Below are 25,094 nucleotides of genomic sequence, written 5' to 3' on the forward strand. Positions count from 1 at the left end.
TACCGTTGGGTTATTGGTTTAGGAATCGAACGGCCAGCCAGGAGAGCATCTCTGTTGCTGTTTTCAGACTCTCTTCATTAATGTTGAGTCGGGGTGTATGGAGTGCTCCTGTTTTTCCATTTTTTTGTCCCACTCCAAAACGATAAAAAACAGAAGGGAATCGATGGGTATAGTAGCCAAAATCTTCAGCAGTCATACGAATGTCCATCTCTTCAACATTTTTGGGATCCAGAAATTCCCTTGCAAAAGTTAGTGCATCTTTTGTGGATTGTTCGTGATTATGTACCACAGGGTAGCCGTGCTTTATATCAACTTCGCATTCTGCTCCCATGGCTTTTGCTGTCCCTTCGGCGATCTCTTTTATTTTATTTTGGATGATGATTCGCCATTCTTCATTCATGGTTCGTAAGGTTCCGGCAATTTCCACCTTTTCCGGAATAATGTTGGTGGCACCCAACCCTTCAATTTTGCCGAACGAGAGTACCGTAGGGATGCTGGCAGGAACGATGCGTGATACTATCTGCTGTAATGCTACAATGATGCTGGAAGCAATCAGGATGGTGTCGTTGAGTGTGTGTGGCAAAGCTGCATGCCCGCCTTTTCCTTTTACGGTCAGATATACCTCGTCTCCTGATGCCATGTACATCCCCGGTTTGAAACCTACATGACCTGCAGGCATATCGGGTAATACATGCTGCCCGATAACCAGGTCGGGCTTCGGGTCATCCAGCGCTCCTTCTTTTAGCATCAGTCCGGCGCCCCCGGGGAACATCTCTTCTCCGGGTTGAAATATCAGTAATACAGTGCCTTTCCAGTGTTCTTTTAAAGTGGAGAGAATTTCTGCAGCACCCAGTAATGCCGAAGTGTGGGCATCGTGCCCGCAGGCGTGCATGACACCTTTGTTTACTGAAGCAAAGGGCAGTGATGTCTCTTCCTGAATGGGGAGCGCATCCATATCGGCACGCAACGCAACTGTTTTGCCTTTTCCGGTTCCCTCGATGGTGGCCACAATCCCTGTCCCTGCATATCCCTGCTTAAATGGAATACCTAGTTTTTTTAATTCATCTGCCACATAGTCCGAGGTTTTATGTTCCTGAAACGACAGTTCCGGATGTTGATGAATATGTCGTCTGTGACCGATGATTTTTTCAAACTTTTCATCGGTTAGAGATTGTATCAATTGTTTTAATTTATCCATAGTGCATTATTTGTAAGGTAATCCGGATAAGGAAAAAGAAATATTAATTAGTGTTTGTCTATAAAGTCCAACTTCTGCGTTGTTGCCACAAATCTAAATCCTCATCCCGATTGTGCTTTTTGTTGGTTTTTTGTTCAAAAAACCTTACAAAAGCTACTTCGGGACTGCAGTTTAGATTTTTTTACACACATTGAATTTGAACTTTCCGGTTCAAACACGTGATAAACGCTTAGTTTATGGACAGAAACTAATTACAAAGGTAGTGGTTTCAGCGGATATGGGAAAAATATGGAAATTTCCAAATTTAGAAGCTTGTTTTACGGGTTTGGCATGGTTTTGGAAAATTTTCGGAATTAAAATTATTATTAGCTTTGTGAGAATGTATTGAAAGAAATTGTGTTTAAGCAGATTTTTTTCTAGTTGATAAACAAAAACATATAATGATGCATAAGTTATTATTGTCTTTAGCTGTTCTGTTACTTGGATTTGGGCTGCAGGCACAGCAGTCAAAGCCCTCCATCTCTTTTGAGGAAGAAATTTACGATTTTGGAGAGGTTAAAGAAGATGGAGGAACCGTAACTCATACTTTCACATTTTCCAACGAGGGCGGGCAACCTCTGATTGTTCATAATGTTCGGGCTTCCTGTGGATGTACAAGTCCGGATTGGACTCGTCAGCCTATTCAGCCCGGGAAAAAGGGATTTATCAAGGTGACATTTGATCCCCGTAACCGGCCCGGCAACTTTAATAAGTCCGCAATTGTTTCAACCAATGGTACAGAGCCTACCAAGGTGCTCCGTATTACCGGAAAGGTGCTGCCGAAGGAGAAAACACTTGAGGATATTTATCCCAGGGAGATGGGGCCAATCAGACTGAAGACCTCTCATCTTTCTTTGACACGCATTGCTCCGGAGGAGGTTAAAACTGAAGAGTTGGAATTCATCAATTCATCTGACAGTGAGGTTGCCATCGATTTTGAAGGTGTTCCTTCTCATTTGAATGTAAGTGTGGATCCGGAGGTTGTGGCTCCCGGAAAAAAAGGAGTTATCACTGCTGTTTATGACGCAGGTGTAAAAAGCGACTGGGGGTTTGTGGTCGATCAAATTTATTTGAAAATAAACGGTGAGAGCAATCGTAGAAACAGGTTGAGTGTAAGTGCGACCATCGAAGAGGATTTTTCTGCCTGGACAGATGAACAGATTGCCAATGCTCCTGTTTTGGATGTTGACAACCGGGTTTTTGATTTTGGTGAGCTGAAGCAGGGAGAAAAAGTTTCTCACAATTTTGTAATCACCAATTCAGGGAAATCTAATCTGGTTTTGAGAAAAGTGCGTGCTTCTTGCGGATGTACTGCTATTCAGCCCGATAAAATGGTGATTGCCCCCGGAGAAAGTACCAATGTGGTGGCAGAATTTAACTCAAGAGGAATGAGTGGAAGACAAAATAAATCGGTAACCATCTATTCCAATGACCCAAAGAAAAGTACCATGTTGCTTCGGTTGACCGGAACAGTGGTGAAATAAAAGGAGGATAAGTTTTCAGCGTGAAAGAGGGCCGAGGAAACCAATTCAGAAACGATTTTCTGTATCTGGTTAATATTTTTCTCTGTTCCATGCCGAAAACTTTATCAGATATTCCGGGCCTTTTCCGGAGAGTAACATAATTTCCATCCCTTCTTACCTGCCGTTTGCATAGCAACTACCGGGTAAGAGCGATGAGCAAAAAACAATGGAGAATGGATGTCTGGGACGGACACAAACATGTGGAAAATGATCCAGCCTATAAGGGGTTGAACGTAAATAAAGGAGTGGAGAGCCTTCCATCGGTTAATCCTGATGCCGCGAAACGGTTTTTGGGACGAAAGCGGTCTAAATTGACTGTTGATCAGTATGTGGAAGGGATTCTGGAAGGGAATGTAACCATATTGAGCCGGGCTGTAACTATGATTGAGAGCAGTAAACCGGAACACCAGGAGGTAGCTCAGCAAATTATAGAGAAGTGTGTGCCCTATGCCGGTAAATCTGTAAGACTTGGTATTACCGGAGTGCCGGGTGCTGGTAAGAGTACTTTTATCGAAGCTTTAGGGATGCATATTCTGAAGCGGGGCGGAAAGCTGGCCGTGCTGGCCATTGATCCCAGTAGTGAGCGTTCCCGTGGAAGTATTTTGGGAGACAAAACCCGGATGGAAAAATTGTCGGCCGAAAAAAATGCTTACATTCGTCCCTCACCATCAGCCGGTTCGTTGGGTGGGGTAGCCCGAAAAACCAGAGAGACCATTATCCTTTGTGAAGCCGCCGGCTTTGATACGATTTTTATTGAGACGGTGGGAGTGGGACAGTCGGAAACGGCCGTGCACTCGATGGTAGATTTCTTTTTGCTTCTGATGCTCGCCGGTGCAGGTGATGAACTGCAGGGGATAAAAAGAGGAATAATGGAAATGGCCGATGCCATTGCGATTAACAAGGCAGACGGACAAAATATCCAGAAGGCCAAAATGGCCCGGACGGAATACAGGAATGCCTTGCATTTGTTTCCTCCTACGCAATCAGGCTGGACTCCCAGAGTGGAAATCTGCTCATCTCTTTTTGATGAAGGAGTGGAAGATGTTTGGGAGATGATCCTGGAATATGTAAAGATGACCCGGGAAAACGGTTATTTCAGCAATAATCGTCGGGAACAATCAAAATACTGGATGTTTGAAAGTATCAACGAACAGTTGAAAAATAATTTTTATCATCATCCGGAAATAAAAGGTGAGTTGAAACAATATGAAAAAAAGGTGCTGAATGCAGAAACCAGTTCATTTATTGCAGCTCGTGACTTATTGAATAAATACTTTGATAAACTATAATGATTATTTTATGAGAAAGATTGGTTTTTTATTATTGACTGGCCTTGTGGTTTTGGCTTCTTGTGGCAAAACTGACCAATATAAGGTAAGTGGAACTGTAGAGGGTGTGACAGAAGGACAAGCCGTGTTGCAGAAGATTGAAGCACAGGGCCCTGTTGCCGTTGATACTGCTGAGATTGTTGACGGTGCTTTTACTTTTACAGGTTCTGTTGAGCATCCTGAGCTTCACCTGATTTATGTGGACGATAATCAGGTACCTGTGGCATTCTTCCTGGAAAATGCTAACATCACCATCAATGCTGATGTTGAGAATATGCAGGATGCTGAAGTTGCAGGATCTGAAATTAACGCCAAATTTAAAGAGTTTAATGATGGTGTTCCTTCCAATGATCGTGCTCAAAGCCTTCAGCAGGAATTTATGGCTGCCCGTCAAAGCGGTGATCAGGAGAAAATGCAGGAACTGGCTGCCGAGTATCAGGGAATTATGCAGGAGCAACAGCAATATTACCGCGATTTTGTGATGGCAAATACCGATAATGTGGTTGGTGCATTTCTGGCAATGAATATGGCCGGATCTATGGAGCTTCCCGAACTTGAGGAGTTGGTGGCTTCTTTGCAGGAAAGCAATGCCGGACACCCGTATGTGCTTGAACTGGAAAAAATGCTGGAACCGATGAAAAAGCAACAGGCTGCTGAAACCGCTATTCAGGTGGGAAATGCTGCTCCTGACTTTACATTGACAGATCTGGAAGGTAACGAAGTGAGCCTTGCAGATTTCCAGGGAAAATATGTATTTCTGGATTTCTGGGCATCATGGTGCAGTCCCTGCCGCAACGAAAGCCCCAACATGGTTAAGGCTTATGAAGAGTTTGGTGGTGAAAACTTTGAAATCGTAGGTGTTTCACTTGATAAAACTGCTGAGCCCTGGCGAAAGGCTGTGGAAGAAGACAATATGACCTGGACACTGCTGCACGATCCTCAGGGAGATGTGGCAAATACTTATGGCGTTCAGTCTATTCCATTTACCTTGCTGCTCGATAAAGAAGGAAATATTATTGAGAAAAACCTCAGAGGCGAACAGCTTCAGAATAAATTGAAAGAACTTTTATAAGTCCGAGTCAAGACTTCTAAAAAAGAGCCGGTTTTCATCGCGAAGACCGGCTTACTTTTTTATAATATTGGCCTGTTTTCAACAAAGATTCAAATCGATTGTTTACTCTAAAATATCTCCGATATTTGGATTTGAATCAATCACATTATTATATCAAATAAAGTAATATAAAATTATGAGTTACGATCTCGTTGTTATAGGAAGTGGCCCGGGTGGCTATGTGGCTGCTATCAGGGCTTCCCAGCTTGGTATGAAAGTAGGCGTTGTGGAAAAGGCCGAACTGGGCGGTGTTTGCCTGAACTGGGGCTGTATTCCCACCAAGTCGCTGTTGAAGAGTGCTCAGGTTTTTGAATATCTGAACCATGCTAAGGACTATGGTATCAAAATTGATGGCAAGGCTTCCGCCGATTTTTCAGCCATGGTGAAACGAAGCCGTGAAGTGGCCGGTGGAATGAGTAATGGTATTCAGTTTCTGTTTAAGAAGAATAAGATTGAAGTAATTCAGGGGACCGGAAAACTTACCAAAGACAAAAAAGTTGAGGTTACCAACAGCGATGGTAAAAAAGATACCATTGAGGCAAAACATGTTTTGTTGGCCACAGGTGCCCGCAGTCGTCAGCTGCCTAATCTTCCACAGGACGGAGAAAAAATCATTGGTTATCGTAAAGCTTTGACACTGGAGAAACAACCGGAATCAATGGTAGTTGTAGGCTCAGGAGCTATCGGTAGTGAATTTGCTTATTTCTATAACTCTATTGGAACTAACGTTACCCTTGTGGAATATCTCGACAATGTGGTGCCTTTGGAGGACGAAGAGGTCTCTAAGCAGTTGGGACGTTCATTTAAGAAAGCCGGCATTAAAGTGATGACCAGCAGTGAAGTTACCAATGTGGACACTTCCGGTAAAAAGGTGAAAGTAACGGTGAAAACCAAAAAGGGCGAAGAGAGCATTGAGGCAGATATTGTGCTTTCTGCAGTTGGAATTGCGCCTAACATTGAAGATATCGGATTAGAGGAAGCCGGTGTGGAGGTTGAAAAAGGACGTGTTAAAGTTGACGAATTTTACCGGACTTCTGCCGAAGGTGTTTACGCCATCGGCGACATAGTCCCCGGACAAGCACTGGCACATACCGCATCAGCCGAAGGAATTATCTGTGTGGAGAAAATTGCCGGTAAAGATGTGGAGCCTCTCAATTATGGTAATATTCCTGCTTGTACTTATACAACTCCTGAAGTTGCTTCTGTGGGAATGACAGAAAAAGCTGCCAAAGAGGCCGGATATGAGCTTAAAGTTGGTAAGTTTCCGTTCTCAGCAAGTGGTAAGGCCAGTGCTGCAGGACACAAAGAGGGGTTTGTGAAACTCATCTTCGATGCCAAATACGGTGAATTGCTCGGCGCACACATGATTGGTGCAAATGTTACCGAGATGATTGCTGAGTTGGTGACTGCCCGTAAGTTAGAGACTACTGGTCACGAAATTATCAAAACAGTTCATCCGCACCCAACCATGTCGGAAGCTGTGATGGAGGCCGCTGCTGCTGCCTACGATGAGGTTATTCACATTTAGCATGAAATAGAGCTATCATTATAAAATGAAGGGGCTGCCCAATTCTTTTTGGACAGCCCCTTTAATTTATTTTGATGGTTGATGACTTCCGGATTTACTCGTATTTATTCAATGATCTCCACTCCAAATCCTGCTTTCACTAAATCGTCCCAGTAGTCGGGGTAAGATTTTGTGACAACCTCCGGATCTTCAATGAATATTTGGTCATTGGTAAGTGCTGCCGGAGCAAAGGCCATAGCCATCCGGTGGTCATGGTAGGTGCTGATGGTGGCCGGGCCGGAAACTTCTTCTCGTTGGCCTTCCCATTTCAAATCATCTACATCGTTGGTGGTGAAAATAAAGCCAAGCTTACGGGCTTCATTAATAAGGGCATTGATGCGGTCGGTCTCTTTTATTTTTAAGGTGTGAAGACCTTTTAAATGAAAGGGTACGTTGAGACACGCACAGGTTACGGCAAATGTCTGGGCTAAATCGGGCTGGTCAGTGAAATCGTAACTAAAGTGTCTGGTTGGGGTGCCCGATTTGGTAAGTTGCAGGCCTTTCTGAGAGAATTTATGTTTTACTCCCAATTGATCAAAGAGATTGGCCACTTCTGCGTCTCCCTGCAGACTGTACCTGTTAAGTCCGCCCAACGTAACCGTGTTGTTGTTTTTGGAAAGCGCCACGATCTGGAACCAGTAGGAGGCTGCGCTCCAGTCTCCCTCTGCTTTGGTTTCCACGGCTTTAAATGGCTGTTCGGGGACAATAATGGTGTTGTTGGTCCATGTGTATTGTATCCCGAATTGTTCCATGAGTTTAAGGGTGAGGTTGATATAGGGCCGTGAGGTGATGTCTCCTATAAGTTTCAGGGTAAGACCGTCGGTGACTGTCGGAGCAATCATCAGAAGGGCTGAGATATATTGGCTGCTGATGTTGCCGGGCAATTCGAGGGTTTTACCCTGCAGCGAACTGCCGAAGATTTTAAGGGGAGGATACCCCTCTTTTTCAGTATATTCAATTTTGGCTCCGATCTCTTGAAGGGCATCCACCAACACGCTGATTGGTCTCTCTTTCATTCGTGCACTTCCGGTAATAATCCATTCACCAACGATTCGGCTTAAAAAAGCGGTAAGAAAGCGCATTGTGGTGCCGGCAGCTCCCACATTGAACAGGCTGGCGTTGGAGGTCAACGCTGTAGCCAACGCTTTTGTGTCATCGCTGTCGGATAAGTTTTTTACCGGAAAAGGGCTGTACGACAAAGCATTTAAAATGAGTAAGCGGTTACTGATGCTTTTGGATGAAGGCAGGTTTATTTCTGTATTTTTGATTTCTTTGGGAGCGGTAACTTTTAGTTTTGCCATATTGTAAAATGATTTGCGGTTGCCGGTTGTTATGGCAAACGACTGACTGTTTTTAATCAAAGATTGCTGATTTGATTTCTTCCCTGCTGCAATGAATATCAATGACCGGTGTCCCCACATTGCTTAAAAGTGTGAAGTTGATGCGGTCTCCTTTGTTTTTTTTGTCGTGTTGCATCAGGGAGAATAGTGCATCAAAATCATCAGTGGTAAATTGGTGATGGCCGTAAAGCCGGTTGATGTAATTCTCCGTTTTTTTGGCGATCTCCATGGGGAATTTCTCTTTTGCAACGGCCAGTTTCAATTCGGGAATTAACCCCCAGGCAACAGCATATCCGTGTAGGGCCGGACGTTTTTTCTTCATGGCCAGACTTTCAAAAGCATGACCAATGGTATGTCCCAAATTGAGAGCTTTGCGAATGTTTTTTTCCAATGGATCCGCCTCCACATAACGGTCCTTTACCATGACCGAATCTGCAACGAGTTCTGCCAGAAATTCTGCTGAAATATTGTCCGGTTCAGTAATGAGTAACTTTTCAAGCGTTTCGGGGGCGTCGATGAGTGCATGTTTCAACATTTCGGCATATCCCGAAAGCAAGTTGTCTTTATCCAGTGTGTTTAGAAACGGCGTGTGAATCAGCACCATTTCGGCAATGCGAAAAGCACCGATTTCATTTTTAAAGCCGTTGAAATTAATGCCGGTTTTACCACCAACAGAGGCATCGACCATCGACAACAGGGTGGTGGGGAGGTTTATGAACGGAATTCCGCGTTTGTAGGTTGCTGCAGCAAATCCGCCCAGGTCACAGGGCATTCCGCCACCCAGGTTGATAAGCAGGGAGTGCCGGGAGGCTCCGCCATCAGACAACATTTGCCATACAGAAGCAAGCGCCCCGGTGTTTTTGTGATGATCACCGGCCTTGATGGTGATGGATTGACTGTCGGTGACTCCTTTAACCCCTTCTATTAGCGGGCGGCAAAGATATTGAGTGTGCTCATCAGTGAGCAGGAATATCTTGTCAGGCGATATTTTGTCAATCAGTTCATTTAGATCGGCTACCGGATCCCTGCTGATGGAAACGGGAGCAGATTTAGACGGTAATGGTTGCATTTGTTTTCTTTAATTAGGTAATTGCTGCAAAAATAAGCTTTTTTATTGAGTTCGAACTTTTATCTTTGCTTTGGGATTGTGCCAAAATAACCTGACACTTTAAACGTGTTCTTTTGCCCTTTAACTTCCTTGAAAATCCATTAAATAGCCCGCTATTTGCAGTGTTTTCAAGTTGATAAAGAACAAAATAACTTTGTTAAAGCTGTCAATTTATTTCATTACAAACCCTTTATGTATGATTCGAAATAAATGATGGTAAAATGATAGTAAACCAAAAGGAATCTGCACGGGCCCTGATGATTTTTTCCGGTATTTGGGCAGGGCTGGTCATTGTTTTTGCATTGTCCTTTTTTGAGCTTTTCTATTCGCCTATGTGGTTGCGAATCGGATTGGCTGTTGTGATCGGATTAATTGCCCTGTTTTTCTATATCGGAGGTTATTGTTATGTGCATGTGGAAGTGGAAAACAATGCAAATCTGATGGTGAAATATTACAACCTTTTCCCGGTGGGTCGAAAGTTTAAAGCCTTCAAGATTCCGCTTCAAAACTTTCATCATCATGAAATTCGTTTCGGTGCAGCCGGGATGGTTTCCAAGCTTGTTCTTTTTCAGCGGATGCAGGATGGAGTGGCCAAATATCCCCCGGTTGGATTGTCAGCAATGGGGAAAGCAGGACGGGAGAAATTGAGTGCATTTCTCCGGAAGCTGGAAAAGAGATAGCTCCCTGATTGAATCGTTGCTATAATGATTCTAACTCCCGGCATGAGACAGGGGGTAACCTTACAGCGACTTATCTCTACTGACTACAAACTATTCACTTTTCCCTGTTCCCTACTGACTATTTTTCCTCATCGCATCATCTGCATGATTTCGTGCGCCATTTTTTGGTTGTATTCGAAGGTAAGAGTTCGATGATTTACCAGATCCACAATGGTTCCGATAAAGCAAAGGCCTGCAGTGAAAAGGTAAAGGATTCCCATTCCTATCTGATTGAGCAGAAAACGATGCACTCCGGAGATGCCGAGAAAGCCAATGAGTGCGGTAAGCAGTGTCATTTGCGGATCCCGTCGCCGCGAACGGTAAACCATTAAGAAATCATTGACCTGTTGGTCGCTTTTCTCTTTGAGCAGATTGTCCAGGAAATATGCCTCTTCCATATCGGCTTCAGGCATCAGTTTGTAAATTCGTTCCATTGGTTTTTAGATTGGTTTTTTCGATAGATGGATGTCATGTTTTAGTAAATTGAAGCTTCTGGTCAGGAGGATAATCAAAGCGGGAATTCCAAGAGGATGACAATGAAATGAAGCATTGAAATCACCTTTGAAGATCCATGAAATGGAATGTCCCAGTCCGCATCCCGGACAGAAGTTGAATCCCATGTTTTTCACCGGACAAAGTGACAGATGTCCGGAGCCTTCCGGATTGGTAAATGCCAGCAGGATAATGGCCACAATCCAGAAAAATGCCTCGATATGTCTCTTATGAAATTGATATTTCATGAATGAAGCAGGCTAAAATCAACCGGAATTTTCAATCGTCGTGAAAATACAAACTATTTATCAATAAAGAAATAATTCAGTAAAATAATCTGCGAATGGTTTTCAACTTCTTTAATAGCTTTTAAGGCATAGTTTATTGCGGATAGGGCAGAACTGGTTCGTCCCCGCAGGGGGCAAATTTAAATAGCCCCGGGTGCCAAACCCGTGGGGTGAACTTAACATGAACCAGGTCCCTGAATGGGGGCCAACGATCAATTTGTTAACTCATTGATTGATTTTTGAATTTTGCAAAAAAATCATCAATGAGGGCGAGACGAATAAGGGAGCAATCAATAGGTAAAACTGCTGCCACCCAAAAACTCCCTCAATATGGATGTTGGCGGAATTTCCCTTGGTTGTATTGGTTTGAAATAGCTAAAAAACTTCAGCAGGCGACTCGCTTCTGAATATTCATCCTGATTGGGCTGTACTTCAAGCAGAATAGGTTCTGCATACGGCTTAAGCACTGCCAGTTCATAAAGCAGGGCAGAGTTAAACATTACATCTGCTTCTTCCTGATACGGGAAAATGTGCTTGTCTTCGCCTCTGCGTACGCTGTCCCAACGTGAAATGGTCTCCCGGGCCGAATAGTTGCGATACCGGTAATCCCGGATTATTCGTCTTACGAGACGGTTGTCGGTCGTCGGAATTCTGCTTTGGTTGTCGATGTTGATGTTGGTGAGGGCTGAAACGTAAACCTTAAACTTTTTGTCGTTCTCAATCAGGTGCGTTAATTCGGGGTTTAGTCCGTGAATACCTTCGATAATGAGGATGTTGTCACTCTTCATCTGTAGCTTGTCTCCGTTGAAAATTCTTTTTCCTGTTTCAAACGAAAACTTTGGCAATGTCACCTCTTTACCGGCAAGTAAATCAAGTAGTTGTTCATTAAATAGGTCAATATCCAACGCTTCTAATGCTTCGAAGTCGTATTCTCCGTTTTCATCCAGCGGAGTCTTTTCCCGGTCCACAAAATAGTTGTCCAGGGAAAGGTTAAGCGGACAAATACCATTTACCAGCAATTGAATGGCCAGTCGCTTGCTGAATGTAGTTTTACCACTGGAGGAGGGGCCGCTGATCAGGACAATTTTGAGCTCCTCTTTTCCGGAGGCTATCATATCTGCAATCTGGGCAATTTTCTTCTCGTGAAGTGCCTCACTCACTTTTATTAACCGTTCTGCAGCTCCATTGTGAGCAGCATCATTGAGGTCGCTGATATTGGTTACATTCAGCACGCGGTTCCAGTGGCTGAATTCACGGAAAATCTCAAACATTTTGTTTTGTTCCACCAACTCCTGCACCTCTTCAGGGTGTTGCTGGCTGGGAATTTGCAGCAGCATCCCGTTGTAATATTTATTGAGATCAAATACTTTTAGATAACCGGTGGAGGGTACCATGAACCCGTAAAATTTGCCGATGTGCTCTTTTAAGGTGTAATAGGTTGAATAGTATTGGCCGCGATGTTCAAGCAACTGAACTTTATCGTCCAAACCTTTCTCTTTGAAAAGAGCAACCACATCATCCGTTTCATCCTTGAACTGTAAAAACGGGATGTCCTCTTCCACCATTTCCCGCATTTTGCGGCCAATCTCGAAAATGTCATCAATGGATAATGGTTGTTTCAGTCCATGGAGCTCACAGTAAAAACCTTTACTGACCGAGTGATCGATTCGCAGTATGGCTTCTGGAAAAACTTCTTTGGCTGCAGCTGTCAGCAAAAAAGAGAGACTTCTGATGTACATTCTCATCCCGTCTTTATGCGTAATGTCGATGAACTCGATGGTTTTGGGATTGTATATCTCAAAGGACAATTCTCTGACCTGATTGTTTACCATTGCCCCGAGAATCGGGTGTTTGGTGGATAACTTCTGGGTTTTTGCAATTTCTTTGAGTGAGGTGCCCCTTTGGGTATTAAAGGCTTTGTTGTTGTTGAGGCATTTAATGCGTACTGTTTTATCCATATCAGGTCTTATATTGGTTTCTTTTACCCAAATCTACATATTCTCTTGCTAAGTGTGATCTTTTTTGAAGATTAAAGGCCTTCGTCTTTTTTCAAAAATTGTCCGGTAAAACTTTTTTTACATTGGGCTACCTTTTCAGGAGTTCCGCTGACTAGGAGTTCGCCTCCACGAGCTCCTCCTTCCGGGCCGATGTCAATGATGTGGTCGGCCGTTTTTATCACGTCCAGATTGTGTTCAATAACGATGACCGTATTGCCCCGAGATACCAGTTTGTTCAATACATCGAGCAATACCCGGATGTCTTCGAAATGCAGACCGGTGGTCGGTTCGTCGAGAATATATACTGTTTTTCCGGTGTCTTTTTTCGCCAGTTCCGTAGCCAGTTTTACCCGCTGTGATTCTCCACCCGATAAGGTTGTGGAAGGTTGTCCCAGTTTGATGTAACCCAGACCAACTTCCTGAAGAACTCTCAGGCGGGGGGTGAGTTTTGGAATGTTCTCAAAGAACTCAACAGCCTGATTGATGGTCATATCCAAAACATCGCTGATGGATTTCCCTTTGTATCTTACCTCCAGTGTTTCCCGGTTGTAGCGTTTTCCCCGACAGTCGGGACATTCTACCATGACATCGGGCAGGAAATTCATCTCAATGACCTGAACTCCTCCTCCTTTGCAGGTTTCACAGCGTCCTCCGGCGACATTGAACGAGAAGCGTCCCGGTTTATAGGCTCTGATTTTTGCCTCAGGCAGCCCTGCAAATAGTTTGCGGATGTCGTCAAACAACTTTGTATAGGTGGCAGGATTTGAGCGTGGCGTGCGCCCAAGTGGTGCCTGATCCACATCCACCACCTTGTCCACATATTCCAGTCCTTCCACCTTTTTGTAAGTCAGCGGATCTTTTACCGATTTGTAGATGTACTGATTGAGGATGGGGTAAAGTGTTTCATTGATAAGTGTTGATTTTCCGCTTCCGGAGACACCTGTAACACAAATGAAGGTCCCCAAAGGAAATGAGACAGTCAGGTTTTTAAGGTTGTTGCCTTTTGCCCCCTTAATGGTAAGGAGTGTACCATTTCCGGTTCTTCTTTCTTCGGGAATGGCGATCTCTTTTATCTTTTTGAGATAATCGGCGGTCAATGAATTGGAATTCAGTATCTCCTGAGGAGTTCCCTGTGCTACCACTTCTCCGCCGTGACGACCTGCATGCGGCCCCATATCAATAACATGGTCGGCAGCCATCATCATATCTTTGTCGTGCTCTACCACCAGGATGGAGTTGCCGGTGTCCCTCAGTTGTTTCAGAGACTCGATAAGCCGGTGATTGTCCCGTTGGTGCAGGCCAATGCTTGGCTCGTCCAGAATGTAAAGCACATTGACCAATTGAGAGCCGATTTGTGTAGCCAGGCGGATACGCTGACTCTCTCCGCCCGACAAAGTCATGGCGCTGCGGTCCAGAGCCAGGTACTCAAGTCCCACATCCAGCATAAAACCAAGTCTCGAACGTATCTCTTTCAATATTTCCGTTGCTATGGCTTGTTGCTTCCTGCTGAGACGCCCCTCCAACCCTTCGGTCCAATTGTAAAGTTCATTCAAATCCATTTTACTGATTTCGGCAATGTTCTTTCCGTCAATCATAAAATGAAGTGCCTCTTTGTTGAGGCGTTGTCCGTTACAGGTCGGGCACACTGTATTACGAATAAACTGGTTGGCCCATTTTCGGGCCTTCTGTGAAGTGTCGTTCGATTGTTGATTGTGAATGTAGCTGATTACTCCGTCAAAGCTCAGGGAGTAATTGGATGAAGTACCCAAAGGTGTATTCTTCAGCTTTAATGGTTCTGTGGTTCCGTGAAGAATTTCATCCAGAGCTTCTTCAGGGATATTTTTGATGGCACTCTTCAGTTTGAACCCGTGTCGTTCGGCCAGTGCTTCAAGTTGCCAAAAAATCAGGTTGTTTTTATACCGTCCCAGAGGCACAATACCTCCCGAGTAGATGGAAACCTTGTCGTCCGGAATAATTTTCTCGATGTCAATTTCATCCACAAACCCCAATCCTTTGCATTTGGGGCAGGCTCCCTGTGGCGAGTTAAAAGAAAAATTATGCGGAGCCGGTTCATTGTATGAGATTCCGGTGGTGGGACACATGAGCTGGCGACTGAAATACCGGGGCTGGTCGCTCTCTTTGTCCAGTACCATCATGATGTTTTTTCCCTGCTTCATCGCCAGAGCAACCGATTCTTCCAGCCGTTTCCTGTCTTTGTCCGAAACTTTAAGTTTGTCGATGACGACCTCCACAAAATGGTTTTTGTAGCGGTCCAGTTTCATTCCGTGCTTAATCTCCCTGATTTCTCCGTCCACACGAACGTTGAGAAATCCTTTCTTCCGGATTTGCTCGAAAAGCTCTTTATAATGACCTTTTCGGCCTTTTACCATCGGGGCCAGAATATATACGCCTTTTCCTTCAAACCGGGAAAGAATCAGATCGATGATCTGACGGTCGGTATATTTTACCATCTTTTCACCTGTCTCGTAGGAAATGGCTTCCCCGGCACGAGCATAAAGCAGGCGAAAAAAGTCGTAAATCTCAGTGGTTGTTCCCACGGTGGACCGCGGGTTTTTGCCGGTGGTTTTTTGTTCTATGGAGATGACAGGACTCAGTCCTGTAATTTTGTCCACATCGGGACGCTCCATTCCTCCCAGAAACTGGCGGGCATAGGCCGAAAAGGTCTCTATGTAACGTCGCTGGCCCTCGGCATATATGGTGTCGAAGGCCAGTGAAGATTTACCGCTCCCGCTGAGACCGGTAATGACTACCAGCTCATTCCGGGGGATGGTTATGTCGATGTTTTGAAGATTGTGTACACGGGCACCCAAAACTTCAATCTGCTCCAGGTCACTCTCTATGGGTAATGTGTCGTTTATTGCTGTCTTCACGTTTCAATTTTTTGGAACTTACAAAGATAGCAAAATCAAAATAGGGGAAAAAAGGTTTTTAATCTACCTTATACATAAAACAGACTTTCAGCCTGCATCGGTACGCCCTGCTATATTTTTTATATATAAGGCAGGTTCAATAGTCCGTTAAACTTTTTCAAATCTCTGGAAATTAGACCGTTAAATTTGAATGAGTGTTTTTAATAAAATGCAGAATGTCAATATCTTAAGATTTATTCTAATCTCTAACTTCTAAAGTCTAACGATCTATTGAGGTTAATTTGGTTGTAAAAACGATTATTGCTGGGTCTGCTCATCCAGTTCAGATGCAGAAGTTCCCGTTTTTTGAAAGTCTTTTCGTAAAAAAGCGCCCTCTTCGGGGATTTTTATCTCGTAAGTTTTTCCTCTGGAATTTGTGAGATGGTCGTCCCGAAGCCATGGATTGAGATCTTTCAATTCTTTGTATGAAAGTCCGAATTCCCGGGCAAAAGTGGCAAAGTTACTGACTGTGCTGTCCACTTCTACTGTGTAAGTGGGTTCCATGTGGTAAAGATCTCTTTCTTTAACATGGAAACCGTAACTAACGGGATCTTCAAGTATTTCTTTAATTGCAATTATCCGATAAACATAGCGTCCGGTTTCCTCGTTGAGGAGCAGGTCGTAGTAATTGTTGGTTTGCTGACGGTCCAGTTGTCTGATGACATGGCTTCTTCCGGCATTATATGCAGCTGCAGCCAGCGTCCAGCTGCCAAATTTCTCGTAGCTGCTTTTCAGGAATCTGCTTGCAGCTCTTGTGGCCTTTTCAAGATGGTATCTCTCATCCACCTGGCTGTTTATTTCCAGTCCGTAATCGTTGCCTGCCCCTTTCATAAACTGCCATGGGCCTGCAGCTCCGGCAGGCGATACAGCGCGGAGAATCAGAGCGCTTTCTGCCAGTGCCACGTATTTAAAATCTTCCGGAACACCTTCTTCTTTGAGAATGGGTTCTATGGTCGGAAAATATTTGGCTGCCCGTTTGATGAAAAGCAGTGTTTGTGACTGCCAGTATGTATTGACAAGCAATTCACGATCCAGGCTTTCGCGGATGTAAGTTCGCTCAATGGGAACCGCCTCACCTGCAAAAGTGGGGTTTTTAGGTACCGGCAAAGAGAATATATTGTATTCGCTCTGAAATTGTTCAAAATGCGTGGGATCCGGTTCTGTCGGCTGCTTTTCAGGCTCCGCTGAATAGGTAAACAGTCCCCATGCAAAAATAGCAGCGAGCAATAAAGCACTTCCCGATAAAAATTTAAATGTCTTGAGTTGATTCCTGGTAGTCATTCTCTTTCCCTTCTTATCTGTTTCGAAATTCTGAGTGTTTCCGCAAATTTACACCATTTTGCGTACAAAAAAAGCTTGCAGCAAAGTTTACGCTGCAAGCCTTTATATGTTTCTTAAAAAATCAGATTTTTTTAGTCTTTTCTGAAATTTGCAGATTATACCATTCCGGCAAATCCCATGAAAGCCATGGCCAGCAATCCTGCAACCACCAATGCAATGGGGGCTCCCTGCATTCCTTTTGGGATGTTTACCAGATCCAATTGTTCCCGAATACCTGCAAAAGTTACCAGCGCAAGTCCAAATCCCAATGCTGATGCTCCGGAGAAAATTACTGCTTCCACCAGGTTGTAATCGCGACTCACGGTCATTATGGCCACACCTAAGATGGCACAGTTGGTAGTGATCAGCGGAAGGAAAACCCCCAGCGCCTGATAAAGCGGAGGACTTACCTTTTTCAGAACTATTTCCACGAGCTGTACCAGTGCTGCGATGACCAGAATAAACGAGATGGTTTGCAGAAAGGTAATGTTGAATTGCTCAAGAATAAGTTCCTGGATAAAATAGGTAACGATGGTGGCAATTACCATTACAAAAGTTACCGCCCCGGTCATCCCGATTCCGGTGGATATTTTTTTGGAAACACCCAAAAAAGGACATATTCCCAGAAACTGACTCAGCACGATATTGTTGACAAATATGGCTGATATGATAATGATAAAATAAGTCATGATATATTCTTTTTATCAACTACTGACTAATAACTTGGTATTATTGACTTCTTCAGGTTTTGCGTACTTTATTGATGAAAGCGGTTAGATAACCTAACGCAATAAAAGCTCCCGGGGCGAGGACGAATATCAGCATCCCGTAACTTTCTGCAAAAAGAGAGAAACCAAAAATCTTACCGCTGCCTAAAAGTTCTCTGATGGCTCCCAGCATCGTAAGGGCCATAGAAAATCCCAGTCCCATCCCAAGGCCGTCAATGATGGAAGAGCCGACTGCATTTTTGGATGCAAAGGCTTCTGCCCGGCCCAGAACCAGACAGTTTACCACAATCAGTGGAATAAAAAGTCCCAACGCCTCAAAAAGAGCGGGAATGTAGGCCTGCATGACCATCTCCACAATGGTTACAAACGATGCGATGATGACGATAAAAGCCGGAATCCTGACCTTATCGGGAATAAAATCCTTAACCAAAGCTACCACGATGTTGGACATTACCAGCACAAACGTGGTGGCCAGTCCCATGCCCAGGCCGTTTACGGCTGATGACGTAACACCCAGAGTGGGGCACATACCCAGCAACATTACAAATACCGGGTTGTCTTTGAAGAATCCTTTTGTGAAATTTTTCCATTGATTCATTGGGCACCTCCTTCCTGAGCGTCATTACTTTTTGTGGTGGCAGAGCTGTATGCATCTGCATTTTTATTGTATGTGGCCCATGCTTTTTGCACGGCATCCAGAAAAGCTCTGGAACTGATGGTCGCTGCAGTAATAGCATCGATGTCTCCACCGTCTTTTGATACGGTAAGATTGGTTTCAGTTGGATCTACACCTACAATGCTGGTATTTCCTCCACCAGAATCACTTTTTATCCCGAAAAGCCAGTTGGCAAAAGCGTTGCCGGAAGCTCCTGCCTCTGCATCGTCAGATGGCTTAAACCAGGTAACCATTTTTGTTCCCAGACCCGGTGTTTCTTTATGCTCCAGGACGGCATAGTTGCTGATGGTCCCATCAGGAAGAATACCTACCATAATCTTTACATCACCGCTGAAGCCTTTGTGACTAACACTCTCAATGGCAACCCCCACGTTGATGCCGTCTTTTTTTGCCGGGAATACATTCAGTGAGTCACCGCCATCGGCAGCAATCTTATACATCTCCTGTGCCGGATTGTTGTCAAATTCCGGAACTACCAAACGGATAGCTTCCTGTTGTTTCTGTTCCTTGGCCACAGCAATAGGGCCTGAGGTCAGTTTGTATATGTACCCCAATGAGCCGCCTGCTATCATGGTGATGATAACCAGCGTTATTGCCATATTGGGGAGTGTTGATGCTTTCTTGCCCATACAATCGTCCTGTTTATTGTTGTTGAACTTTTGCTGTTTTTATTTTTTCGCCGAATCGTTTCGGTTTCATGTATCTGTCAATCAGCGGCACAAATGCATTCATGATAAGAATTGCAAATGAAACGCCTTCCGGATATGAACCATATACTCTGATGAGAACGGTAATTACGCCAATACCCACTCCGTAGAGCAACATTCCTCTTTTCGACATGGGGGAACTTACATAATCGGTTGCCATGAAGAAAGCGCCCAGTAAAACACCTCCGGTGAGGATGTGAAACAGAGGTCCTGCATATGCATCAGGACTGGCAAAGTGAAGAATGGCGGTGAAAACAGCAATGGATCCAATAACACTTACCGGGATATGCCAGGTGATGATTTTTCGTACCAAAAGATAAATGCCCCCGAGAACCAGTGCTATTCCGGCTACTTCTCCTGCACTTCCTCCCATGTTTCCCATGAAAAGATTCAGATAGGATGGAATCTCTGACATTATCTCAGAGAATGAAGCACCTGATGACAATCCTTCTTTCATTACTGACAGGGGGGTTGCACCGGTGGTGGCATCCAGATACTGAAAACGTGATGTTACCGGAACCGGCCAGCTCGTCATCTGTACCGGGAAGGAGATTAGGAGAAATACACGTCCTACAAGTGCCGGGTTAAAAGGATTGTTTCCCAATCCGCCAAAAGACATTTTTCCAATACCAATGGCAACTGCTGCACCAATAATGATGAGTCCTATCGGAATATTTGTTGGAAGGTTAAAAGCCAGAAGTAATCCTGTTAATGCCGCTGAGCCATCAGAAATTGACGGGGTGGTTTTCATCAGGTATTTCTGAATAATCCATTCAAAAAGAACACAGGCTACAATGGCAGTAAGTGTTACAATCAGGGCCCCGATGCCAAAATACCACAAAGATGCCAGCAATGCCGGAATGAGTGCGATAATTACTCCATACATGTTCTTTGATACAGAATCACCACTGTGAACATGCGGGGATGGAGATACAACTAATTTTTGGTTCATTTTATATGATGCTTTGTATTAGTTTCTGTTTCGGATGATTTGTCCCACTTTCCCTTTTCCCAGTCGGATGTAGTCCAGCAACGGTCGGTTGGCCGGGCAGGTAAAACTACATGATCCGCATTCGATACAGTCCATGATATTGTCGCCCTCGGCCCGGTCAAACAGCTCTTTTTCTGTTTCAATCATCAGGAGATAAGGCTCGAGACCCATTGGGCAAACAGATACGCATTTACCGCAGCGAATACAGTTCTCCATAGGTTTTCGGTGTGCCTCCTCTTGTGGAAATACCAAAATTCCTGAACTTCCTTTAGTTACCGGAACATCAAGACTGGCCAATGCTTTTCCCATCATGGGGCCCCCGCCGATTACTTTTCCGGTGTTGTTGGGCAGGCCCCCGGCCGCTTCAATGAGTTGACTCACGGGAGTTCCGATGCGTGCAAGGAAGTTGGATGGTTTGCTTATTCCCGGTCCGGTAACGGTTACTACCCGTTCTATCAGGGGCTTGTTCTTTTGAACAGCTTCATAAACGGCCAGTGTTGTTCCCACGTTATGAACAACCGCTCCTACTTCAATGGGAAGTTTACCGGAAGGTACCTGGCGGCCGGTAACGGCATCAATAAGTTGTTTCTCTCCCCCCTGAGGATATTGAACCTTTAGTGGTTGAACTTCGATGCCTTGTTCTTTTTTGGTTAGTTGCTCCAGGTGCTTGATGGCATCCGGCTTGTTGTTTTCGATTCCGATAACAGCCCGGTCAACGTGGAGGGCTTTCATCAGAATTTTGATGCCAACGATGAGTTCATCCCCTTTTTCCAGCATTACACGATGGTCGCTGGTCAGGAATGGTTCGCATTCCACACCGTTTATAATGAGTACCTTACATTTTTTCCCGGGAGGCGGGGCCAGTTTAACGTGGGCAGGGAAAGTAGCTCCTCCCATTCCAACGATTCCCATTTCTCCCACTTTTTTTACAATTTCTTCAGGAGAAAGAGTTATTTCAGTCTTTAATGTCTCAGAGCGATCAATAGATTCTTCCCACTCATCGCCTTCAACGTCAATGATAACTGCCGGTTTTCTGTAGCCCGATGCATCCACTACTTCATCGAGTTTGAATACTTTTCCTGACACAGGAGAGTGAATATTGGCAGATACAAAACCACCGGATTTGGCAATAACCTGTCCTGCTTTTACCAGATCCCCTTTTTTGACTTCGGTTTTGGCCGGAGCTCCGATGTGTTGAGCCACCGGCACTACCACTCGTTTGGGGAGAGGAAGCACCTCAATGCTCTTTTCGGCAGATATTTTGCGGTCGGCCGGATGGATTCCTCCTATAGAAAATGTTTTAAGCACGGTGATATTTCTTTTTAGTGAACATCCAGATTAATTACTGCTTGCGGGTGTGTTGGCCGGTTCCTCTTCTTTAGCCGGTTTGGGCTTCGGCGGAGGAAAGTTTATCTCATGAATGGCATTGGTAGGACAAACAGGAACACACTTCCGGCACAAACGACATTTGTCGTAATCTATGTATGCCAGATTGTTTTCGATGGTGATGGCATCGAACGGACAAACTTTCTCACATTTCCCGCATCCGATACAGGCAACGTCGCAGGCCTTTTTAGCTACTGCTCCCTTGTCCTGATTTACGCAACTGACAAAAATACGACGGCTCTTGGGACCTTTTTTGCGAAGTTCGATGATGTCTTTGGGGCAGGCATCCACACAAGCACCACACGCCACACAATTGTCTTCGATGATAACCGGAAGTCCGGTCTCTTCATCCATATACATGGCTTCAAAGTCACATGCTTCCACACAGTCACCCAGCCCGTAACACCCGAAGGAGCATCCGGTTTCTCCACCATACAATGCGGCAGCCACGGCACAGGAGGTTGCCCCTTCATACTCGTTGAGGCGCGGACGATGTTCGCATGTTCCGTTGCATCGGACAACTGCTACCATGGGGTCGGTTTTTCCCACTTCCTTTCCAAGAATTTCAGCAACGGTGGACATTACATCGGGTCCTCCCACCGGGCAGTTTAGATCCGATATGTCATCAGCCTTCACCAATGCCTCGGCGAACGCCCGACAGCCGGGGAATCCGCATCCACCACAATTGGCCGCAGGAAGGGCTTCTTCCACCTGGTCAATGCGGGGATCTTCGAAAACTTTAAATTTCTGGGAAGCCAGATAAAGTATCACTGCAGCCAATGCACCCAGGCCGGCCAGTGTCAATATGGTAATCAAAACAATACTCATAACACTACTCCGTAGATGGTTTTATGGTAAAAGAAAACGTTTTAAAAAACTTGTTGTTAAATAACCTGATGATAAGAAAATAAGGAATCAATATTCCCAGGGCCAGCAAGCCGGCCATATTTTCATTGTTGGTAAGTGTGAAGGTGGTAATAAGGGTGGCAAGGATCAGAAATAAAGGTAAAATATATGCCCACCAGGCTGCTTGTAACCCCAACTTGCTTTCTCCTACCAGCGTAACCCGGTCTCCGTGTTTAAAAGGACGGTCGCAGGAGGCATCAATCAGTTTTTCCTGGAGATCTGCTGCTGTGCAAACACCTTTGGCATGACATGAGGCACAGGCCGACTGGCTCAATATCCTCACAGTTGCGCGCCCGCCATTAGCTTGTTCTACAATGCCCTGATGTTCTATTTGTTTTTTTTCTGACATGTTTTATACCCCTTGTGCGGCACAAATGTATATAATTGGGAATGATTGGATAGTGAGTGGTTCTATTTTTTGTTTAGAACAAATTAAAATAACATTTAACATCTTGTAGGATTGTGTGATAGCAAGGGGTGGACAGGATAATTTAGACGATTTTATATTGAGGAATTTTTTCCGTATTCTTTCTCAACTGATCATCGCCCAGTTCATCTTTTGTTGTGCCAGCTTTTTCAATTGGCGACGCAGAATGGCATTGTTCTGTTTTTCCAAAAGAGGATCTTCCTTCAGGATGTCGGAAGCTATATTACGTGCCATTTGTAGTATGCGTGTGTCTTTGGCCAGATTGGCAATCTTCAATTCAAAGGGGAGGCCCGACTGTTGGGTTCCTTCCAGATCGCCCGGTCCGCGAAGCTTCATGTCGGCCTCTGCTATTTCAAAACCATCGTTTGTGGCTGTCATTATCTCCATGCGTTTTCTGGTCTCAGCCGACAGTTTATATCCGGTCATCAGTATGCAATAACTCTGTTCCGCTCCCCTGCCAACACGCCCACGGAGCTGATGCAGTTGCGACAGACCAAAACGTTCGGCACTTTCAATAACCATCACGGAAGCATTGGGAACGTTAACGCCCACTTCTATGACGGTTGTGGAAACCAGAATCTGAGATTTCCCTGAGGCGAATTCCTGCATGGCGGCATCTTTTTCAGCCGGCTTCATTTTACCATGAACCATCGAAACCTTGTTGTTTGGGAATACACTTTTGATGTATTCAAATCCGTCAGTCAGGTTTTGAAAATCCATTTTCTCGGATTCTTCAATCAGTGGATAGACAACATAAACCTGGCGGCCGGCATCAATTTGTTCCTTGACAAATTTGTTGATCCCCAGTCGTTTCTTGTGATAAGTGTGTGTGGTTTCCACCGGTTTTCGTCCGGGAGGTAATTCATCGATAACGGATACTTCCAGGTCCCCGTAGGTTGTCATTGCAAGTGTACGGGGGATGGGGGTTGCAGTCATTACCAACACATGAGGTGGAGATGTGTTTTTTTTCCACAACCTGGCCCGTTGAGCAACGCCAAAGCGGTGTTGTTCATCAATAACCACCAATCCCAGATTATGAAATCGGACTGTATCTTCGATAAGTGCATGGGTGCCGATAAGAATATTGAGTTCGCCGGATTGTAATCTGCTGTGCAACTCCTGTCTGGCAGCTTTTTTTGTGGATCCTGTCAGTATCCCTACCTGAATGTCCATTCCCTTAAGCATTTCGGTGATGCTTTCGAAGTGCTGTGTTGCGAGAATTTCGGTGGGTGCCATGATACAGGCCTGATAATTATTGTCGATGGCAATCAGCATTACCATGAGGGCAACCAGTGTTTTGCCACTTCCCACATCCCCCTGCAGAAGCCGGTTCATCTGGTGGCCGCTCCCCATATCCCGCCGAATCTCTTTAATTACACGCTTTTGTGCGTTGGTGAGCTCAAATGGGAGATTTTCGGAATAAAAACGATTCAGATGTTGCCCTACTGTGGAGAAGATGTGTCCTTTAAGGTTGAATGTGCGCTGGTTGCGTAACCTCAGTATATTGAGCTGAATGTAAAAAAGTTCCTCAAATTTCAGGCGAAATGATGCCTTCTGGAGTGTTTCCGCATCAGGAGGCATGTGTATGTGTCTGAGCGCCTGATTAAGATTCATCAGTTTGAGTTGCTCTGTAATGCGGGCAGGGAGTGTTTCGGGAATAACAGAGTTGTAGGTTTGAAAAGCATTTTGAACCAGCTTGAACATTGCCCGGGAGCCGAGATAACTGCTTTTCATTTTCTCGGTGGTGTTGTAAAAGGGCTGAAGACCGGCAAAGAACTGAACTTTCCCGTTCTGTTCCTTATCCAGTTCCGGGTGTACCACATTTATCGTGTGGTTGAATCTGGATGGTTTTCCAAATAGAATATAGTTTTCATTGGGCTTGATTTGCTCCTTGAGATACTTCAGACCTTTGAACCATACCAGCTCCAGTGTCCCGGTGCCGTCTGTGAAAGTTCCCACCATGCGCTTTCCTCTGCCGTCTCCTGCAAGTTTTAAAGAAGTGATCTTTCCCTTTACCTGAATGTAAGGCATATCTCCGGTTATTTCACGGATGCTGTAGAACCTGCTCCGGTCAACATAGCGATACGGGAAATGATAAAGCAAATCCTCAAAAGAAACTATTTTAAGTTCCCGTTTAAGAATCTCTGCTTTCTTGGGGCCTACCCCCGGCAGATACATGATATTATGTGTGGAGAGATCAGACATATTCAGAGCTCAAAAATAGGAGAAACCTCCATTTGAAACAAATGATGAGCTCAATTATGTAGTGCCCGTCTATAAATTAAGCAAAATTTGTTTCTGGTCATGTGTCTGA

The 25,094-nt window shown here is 44.7% G+C and carries 21 protein-coding genes; 5 read left to right on the forward strand and 16 right to left on the reverse strand.

Features of this window, described 5'->3' with window-relative positions; genetic code table 11:
• Positions 1-10 precede the first annotated feature (10 nt).
• Complete coding sequence (locus BY457_RS13265; RefSeq protein ID WP_106153812.1) at positions 11-1,198, reverse strand: M20 metallopeptidase family protein; 1,188 nt, start codon at positions 1,196-1,198, stop codon at positions 11-13.
• A 443-nt stretch (positions 1,199-1,641) separates the two neighbouring features.
• Here BY457_RS13265 and BY457_RS13270 point away from each other — a divergent pair, with 443 nt between their 5' ends.
• The 4 genes from BY457_RS13270 (at position 1,642) to lpdA (ending at position 6,727) form a co-directional block, all read left to right on the forward strand.
• Positions 1,642-2,721, forward strand: coding sequence for a DUF1573 domain-containing protein (locus tag BY457_RS13270; RefSeq protein WP_106153813.1), 1,080 nt, complete (start codon positions 1,642-1,644; stop codon positions 2,719-2,721).
• 191 nt (positions 2,722-2,912) lie between these two features.
• Positions 2,913-4,049, forward strand: a complete 1,137-nt coding sequence (gene meaB / locus BY457_RS13275) for a methylmalonyl Co-A mutase-associated GTPase MeaB (RefSeq protein WP_258176734.1) — start codon at positions 2,913-2,915, stop codon at positions 4,047-4,049.
• A 10-nt stretch (positions 4,050-4,059) separates the two neighbouring features.
• Positions 4,060-5,160 carry a TlpA disulfide reductase family protein gene (locus BY457_RS13280; protein ID WP_106153815.1) on the forward strand — a complete coding sequence of 367 codons (1,101 nt, stop codon included), beginning with the start codon at positions 4,060-4,062 and terminating at the stop codon, positions 5,158-5,160.
• Between the two features lie 175 nt (positions 5,161-5,335).
• Positions 5,336-6,727 carry a dihydrolipoyl dehydrogenase gene (gene lpdA / locus BY457_RS13285; protein WP_106153816.1) on the forward strand — a complete coding sequence of 464 codons (1,392 nt, stop codon included), beginning with the start codon at positions 5,336-5,338 and terminating at the stop codon, positions 6,725-6,727.
• 104 nt (positions 6,728-6,831) lie between these two features.
• Here lpdA and BY457_RS13290 read toward each other — a convergent pair whose 3' ends face one another.
• Both BY457_RS13290 and BY457_RS13295 read right to left on the reverse strand, forming a co-directional pair.
• Positions 6,832-8,067, reverse strand: coding sequence for a 3-phosphoshikimate 1-carboxyvinyltransferase (locus tag BY457_RS13290; RefSeq protein ID WP_106153886.1), 1,236 nt, complete (start codon positions 8,065-8,067; stop codon positions 6,832-6,834).
• Between the two features lie 52 nt (positions 8,068-8,119).
• Complete coding sequence (locus BY457_RS13295; RefSeq protein WP_106153817.1) at positions 8,120-9,175, reverse strand: 3-dehydroquinate synthase; 1,056 nt, start codon at positions 9,173-9,175, stop codon at positions 8,120-8,122.
• A gap of 260 nt (positions 9,176-9,435) precedes the next feature.
• Here BY457_RS13295 and BY457_RS13300 point away from each other — a divergent pair, with 260 nt between their 5' ends.
• Entirely contained in the window at positions 9,436-9,894 is a 459-nt protein-coding gene (locus BY457_RS13300; protein WP_106153818.1) for a hypothetical protein, read from the forward strand.
• 128 nt (positions 9,895-10,022) lie between these two features.
• Here BY457_RS13300 and BY457_RS13305 read toward each other — a convergent pair whose 3' ends face one another.
• The 13 genes from BY457_RS13305 to recG all read right to left on the reverse strand — a co-directional run bounded on the left by BY457_RS13305 (position 10,023) and on the right by recG (position 24,985).
• Positions 10,023-10,367, reverse strand: a complete 345-nt coding sequence (locus BY457_RS13305; protein ID WP_181256481.1) for a TM2 domain-containing protein — start codon at positions 10,365-10,367, stop codon at positions 10,023-10,025.
• 6 nt (positions 10,368-10,373) lie between these two features.
• On the reverse strand, positions 10,374-10,673 hold the full coding sequence (locus tag BY457_RS13310) for a DUF2752 domain-containing protein (protein ID WP_106153819.1): 300 nt from the start codon (positions 10,671-10,673) through the stop codon (positions 10,374-10,376).
• Positions 10,674-11,002: 329 nt separating this feature from the next.
• Entirely contained in the window at positions 11,003-12,670 is a 1,668-nt protein-coding gene (locus BY457_RS13315; protein WP_106153820.1) for a nucleoside kinase, read from the reverse strand.
• A gap of 71 nt (positions 12,671-12,741) precedes the next feature.
• Complete coding sequence (gene uvrA, locus BY457_RS13320; protein ID WP_181256482.1) at positions 12,742-15,600, reverse strand: excinuclease ABC subunit UvrA; 2,859 nt, start codon at positions 15,598-15,600, stop codon at positions 12,742-12,744.
• Between the two features lie 297 nt (positions 15,601-15,897).
• Positions 15,898-16,920, reverse strand: a complete 1,023-nt coding sequence (locus BY457_RS13325; RefSeq protein ID WP_106153821.1) for a lytic transglycosylase domain-containing protein — start codon at positions 16,918-16,920, stop codon at positions 15,898-15,900.
• 155 nt (positions 16,921-17,075) lie between these two features.
• A complete protein-coding gene (locus BY457_RS13330) occupies positions 17,076-17,648 on the reverse strand; it encodes an electron transport complex protein RnfA (RefSeq protein WP_106153822.1) in 573 nt (190 codons plus the stop codon).
• A 52-nt stretch (positions 17,649-17,700) separates the two neighbouring features.
• Positions 17,701-18,285, reverse strand: a complete 585-nt coding sequence (locus tag BY457_RS13335) for an RnfABCDGE type electron transport complex subunit E (protein ID WP_106153823.1) — start codon at positions 18,283-18,285, stop codon at positions 17,701-17,703.
• Positions 18,282-18,992 carry an RnfABCDGE type electron transport complex subunit G gene (locus tag BY457_RS13340; RefSeq protein WP_106153824.1) on the reverse strand — a complete coding sequence of 237 codons (711 nt, stop codon included), beginning with the start codon at positions 18,990-18,992 and terminating at the stop codon, positions 18,282-18,284. Before BY457_RS13340 ends, BY457_RS13335 begins: the two co-directional genes overlap by 4 nt.
• A 13-nt stretch (positions 18,993-19,005) precedes the next feature.
• Positions 19,006-20,022 (reverse strand): RnfABCDGE type electron transport complex subunit D, encoded by a 1,017-nt coding sequence (locus tag BY457_RS13345; RefSeq protein ID WP_106153825.1) that lies wholly within the window; start codon positions 20,020-20,022, stop codon positions 19,006-19,008.
• A gap of 18 nt (positions 20,023-20,040) precedes the next feature.
• Positions 20,041-21,369, reverse strand: a complete 1,329-nt coding sequence (rsxC, locus tag BY457_RS13350) for an electron transport complex subunit RsxC (protein WP_106153826.1) — start codon at positions 21,367-21,369, stop codon at positions 20,041-20,043.
• Between the two features lie 30 nt (positions 21,370-21,399).
• On the reverse strand, positions 21,400-22,275 hold the full coding sequence (locus BY457_RS13355) for a Fe-S cluster domain-containing protein (RefSeq protein ID WP_106153827.1): 876 nt from the start codon (positions 22,273-22,275) through the stop codon (positions 21,400-21,402).
• Between the two features lie 4 nt (positions 22,276-22,279).
• A complete protein-coding gene (locus BY457_RS13360; protein ID WP_106153828.1) occupies positions 22,280-22,702 on the reverse strand; it encodes a SoxR reducing system RseC family protein in 423 nt (140 codons plus the stop codon).
• A 183-nt stretch (positions 22,703-22,885) separates the two neighbouring features.
• Positions 22,886-24,985 carry an ATP-dependent DNA helicase RecG gene (recG, locus tag BY457_RS13365; RefSeq protein ID WP_106153829.1) on the reverse strand — a complete coding sequence of 700 codons (2,100 nt, stop codon included), beginning with the start codon at positions 24,983-24,985 and terminating at the stop codon, positions 22,886-22,888.
• Positions 24,986-25,094: the final 109 nt, after the last annotated feature.

This window comes from Marinilabilia salmonicolor (assembly GCF_003003035.1).
In the GTDB taxonomy this organism is placed as follows: domain Bacteria; phylum Bacteroidota; class Bacteroidia; order Bacteroidales; family Marinilabiliaceae; genus Marinilabilia; species Marinilabilia salmonicolor_A.

Bases quoted from the DNA above. Each gene is read 5' to 3' on its own strand.
- BY457_RS13265 (WP_106153812.1), bottom strand. From the start codon at position 1,198: ATGGATAAATTAAAACAATTGATACAATCTCTAACCGATGAAAAGTTT.
- BY457_RS13270 (WP_106153813.1), top strand. From the start codon at position 1,642: ATGCATAAGTTATTATTGTCTTTAGCTGTTCTGTTACTTGGATTTGGG.
- meaB (WP_258176734.1), top strand. From the start codon at position 2,913: ATGAGCAAAAAACAATGGAGAATGGATGTCTGGGACGGACACAAACAT.
- BY457_RS13280 (WP_106153815.1), top strand. From the start codon at position 4,060: ATGAGAAAGATTGGTTTTTTATTATTGACTGGCCTTGTGGTTTTGGCT.
- lpdA (WP_106153816.1), top strand. From the start codon at position 5,336: ATGAGTTACGATCTCGTTGTTATAGGAAGTGGCCCGGGTGGCTATGTG.
- BY457_RS13290 (WP_106153886.1), bottom strand. From the start codon at position 8,067: ATGGCAAAACTAAAAGTTACCGCTCCCAAAGAAATCAAAAATACAGAA.
- BY457_RS13295 (WP_106153817.1), bottom strand. From the start codon at position 9,175: ATGCAACCATTACCGTCTAAATCTGCTCCCGTTTCCATCAGCAGGGAT.
- BY457_RS13300 (WP_106153818.1), top strand. From the start codon at position 9,436: ATGATAGTAAACCAAAAGGAATCTGCACGGGCCCTGATGATTTTTTCC.
- BY457_RS13305 (WP_181256481.1), bottom strand. From the start codon at position 10,367: ATGGAACGAATTTACAAACTGATGCCTGAAGCCGATATGGAAGAGGCA.
- BY457_RS13310 (WP_106153819.1), bottom strand. From the start codon at position 10,673: ATGAAATATCAATTTCATAAGAGACATATCGAGGCATTTTTCTGGATT.
- BY457_RS13315 (WP_106153820.1), bottom strand. From the start codon at position 12,670: ATGGATAAAACAGTACGCATTAAATGCCTCAACAACAACAAAGCCTTT.
- BY457_RS13325 (WP_106153821.1), bottom strand. From the start codon at position 16,920: ATGACTACCAGGAATCAACTCAAGACATTTAAATTTTTATCGGGAAGT.
- BY457_RS13330 (WP_106153822.1), bottom strand. From the start codon at position 17,648: ATGACTTATTTTATCATTATCATATCAGCCATATTTGTCAACAATATC.
- BY457_RS13335 (WP_106153823.1), bottom strand. From the start codon at position 18,285: ATGAATCAATGGAAAAATTTCACAAAAGGATTCTTCAAAGACAACCCG.
- BY457_RS13340 (WP_106153824.1), bottom strand. From the start codon at position 18,992: ATGGGCAAGAAAGCATCAACACTCCCCAATATGGCAATAACGCTGGTT.
- BY457_RS13345 (WP_106153825.1), bottom strand. From the start codon at position 20,022: ATGAACCAAAAATTAGTTGTATCTCCATCCCCGCATGTTCACAGTGGT.
- BY457_RS13355 (WP_106153827.1), bottom strand. From the start codon at position 22,275: ATGAGTATTGTTTTGATTACCATATTGACACTGGCCGGCCTGGGTGCA.
- BY457_RS13360 (WP_106153828.1), bottom strand. From the start codon at position 22,702: ATGTCAGAAAAAAAACAAATAGAACATCAGGGCATTGTAGAACAAGCT.
- recG (WP_106153829.1), bottom strand. From the start codon at position 24,985: ATGTCTGATCTCTCCACACATAATATCATGTATCTGCCGGGGGTAGGC.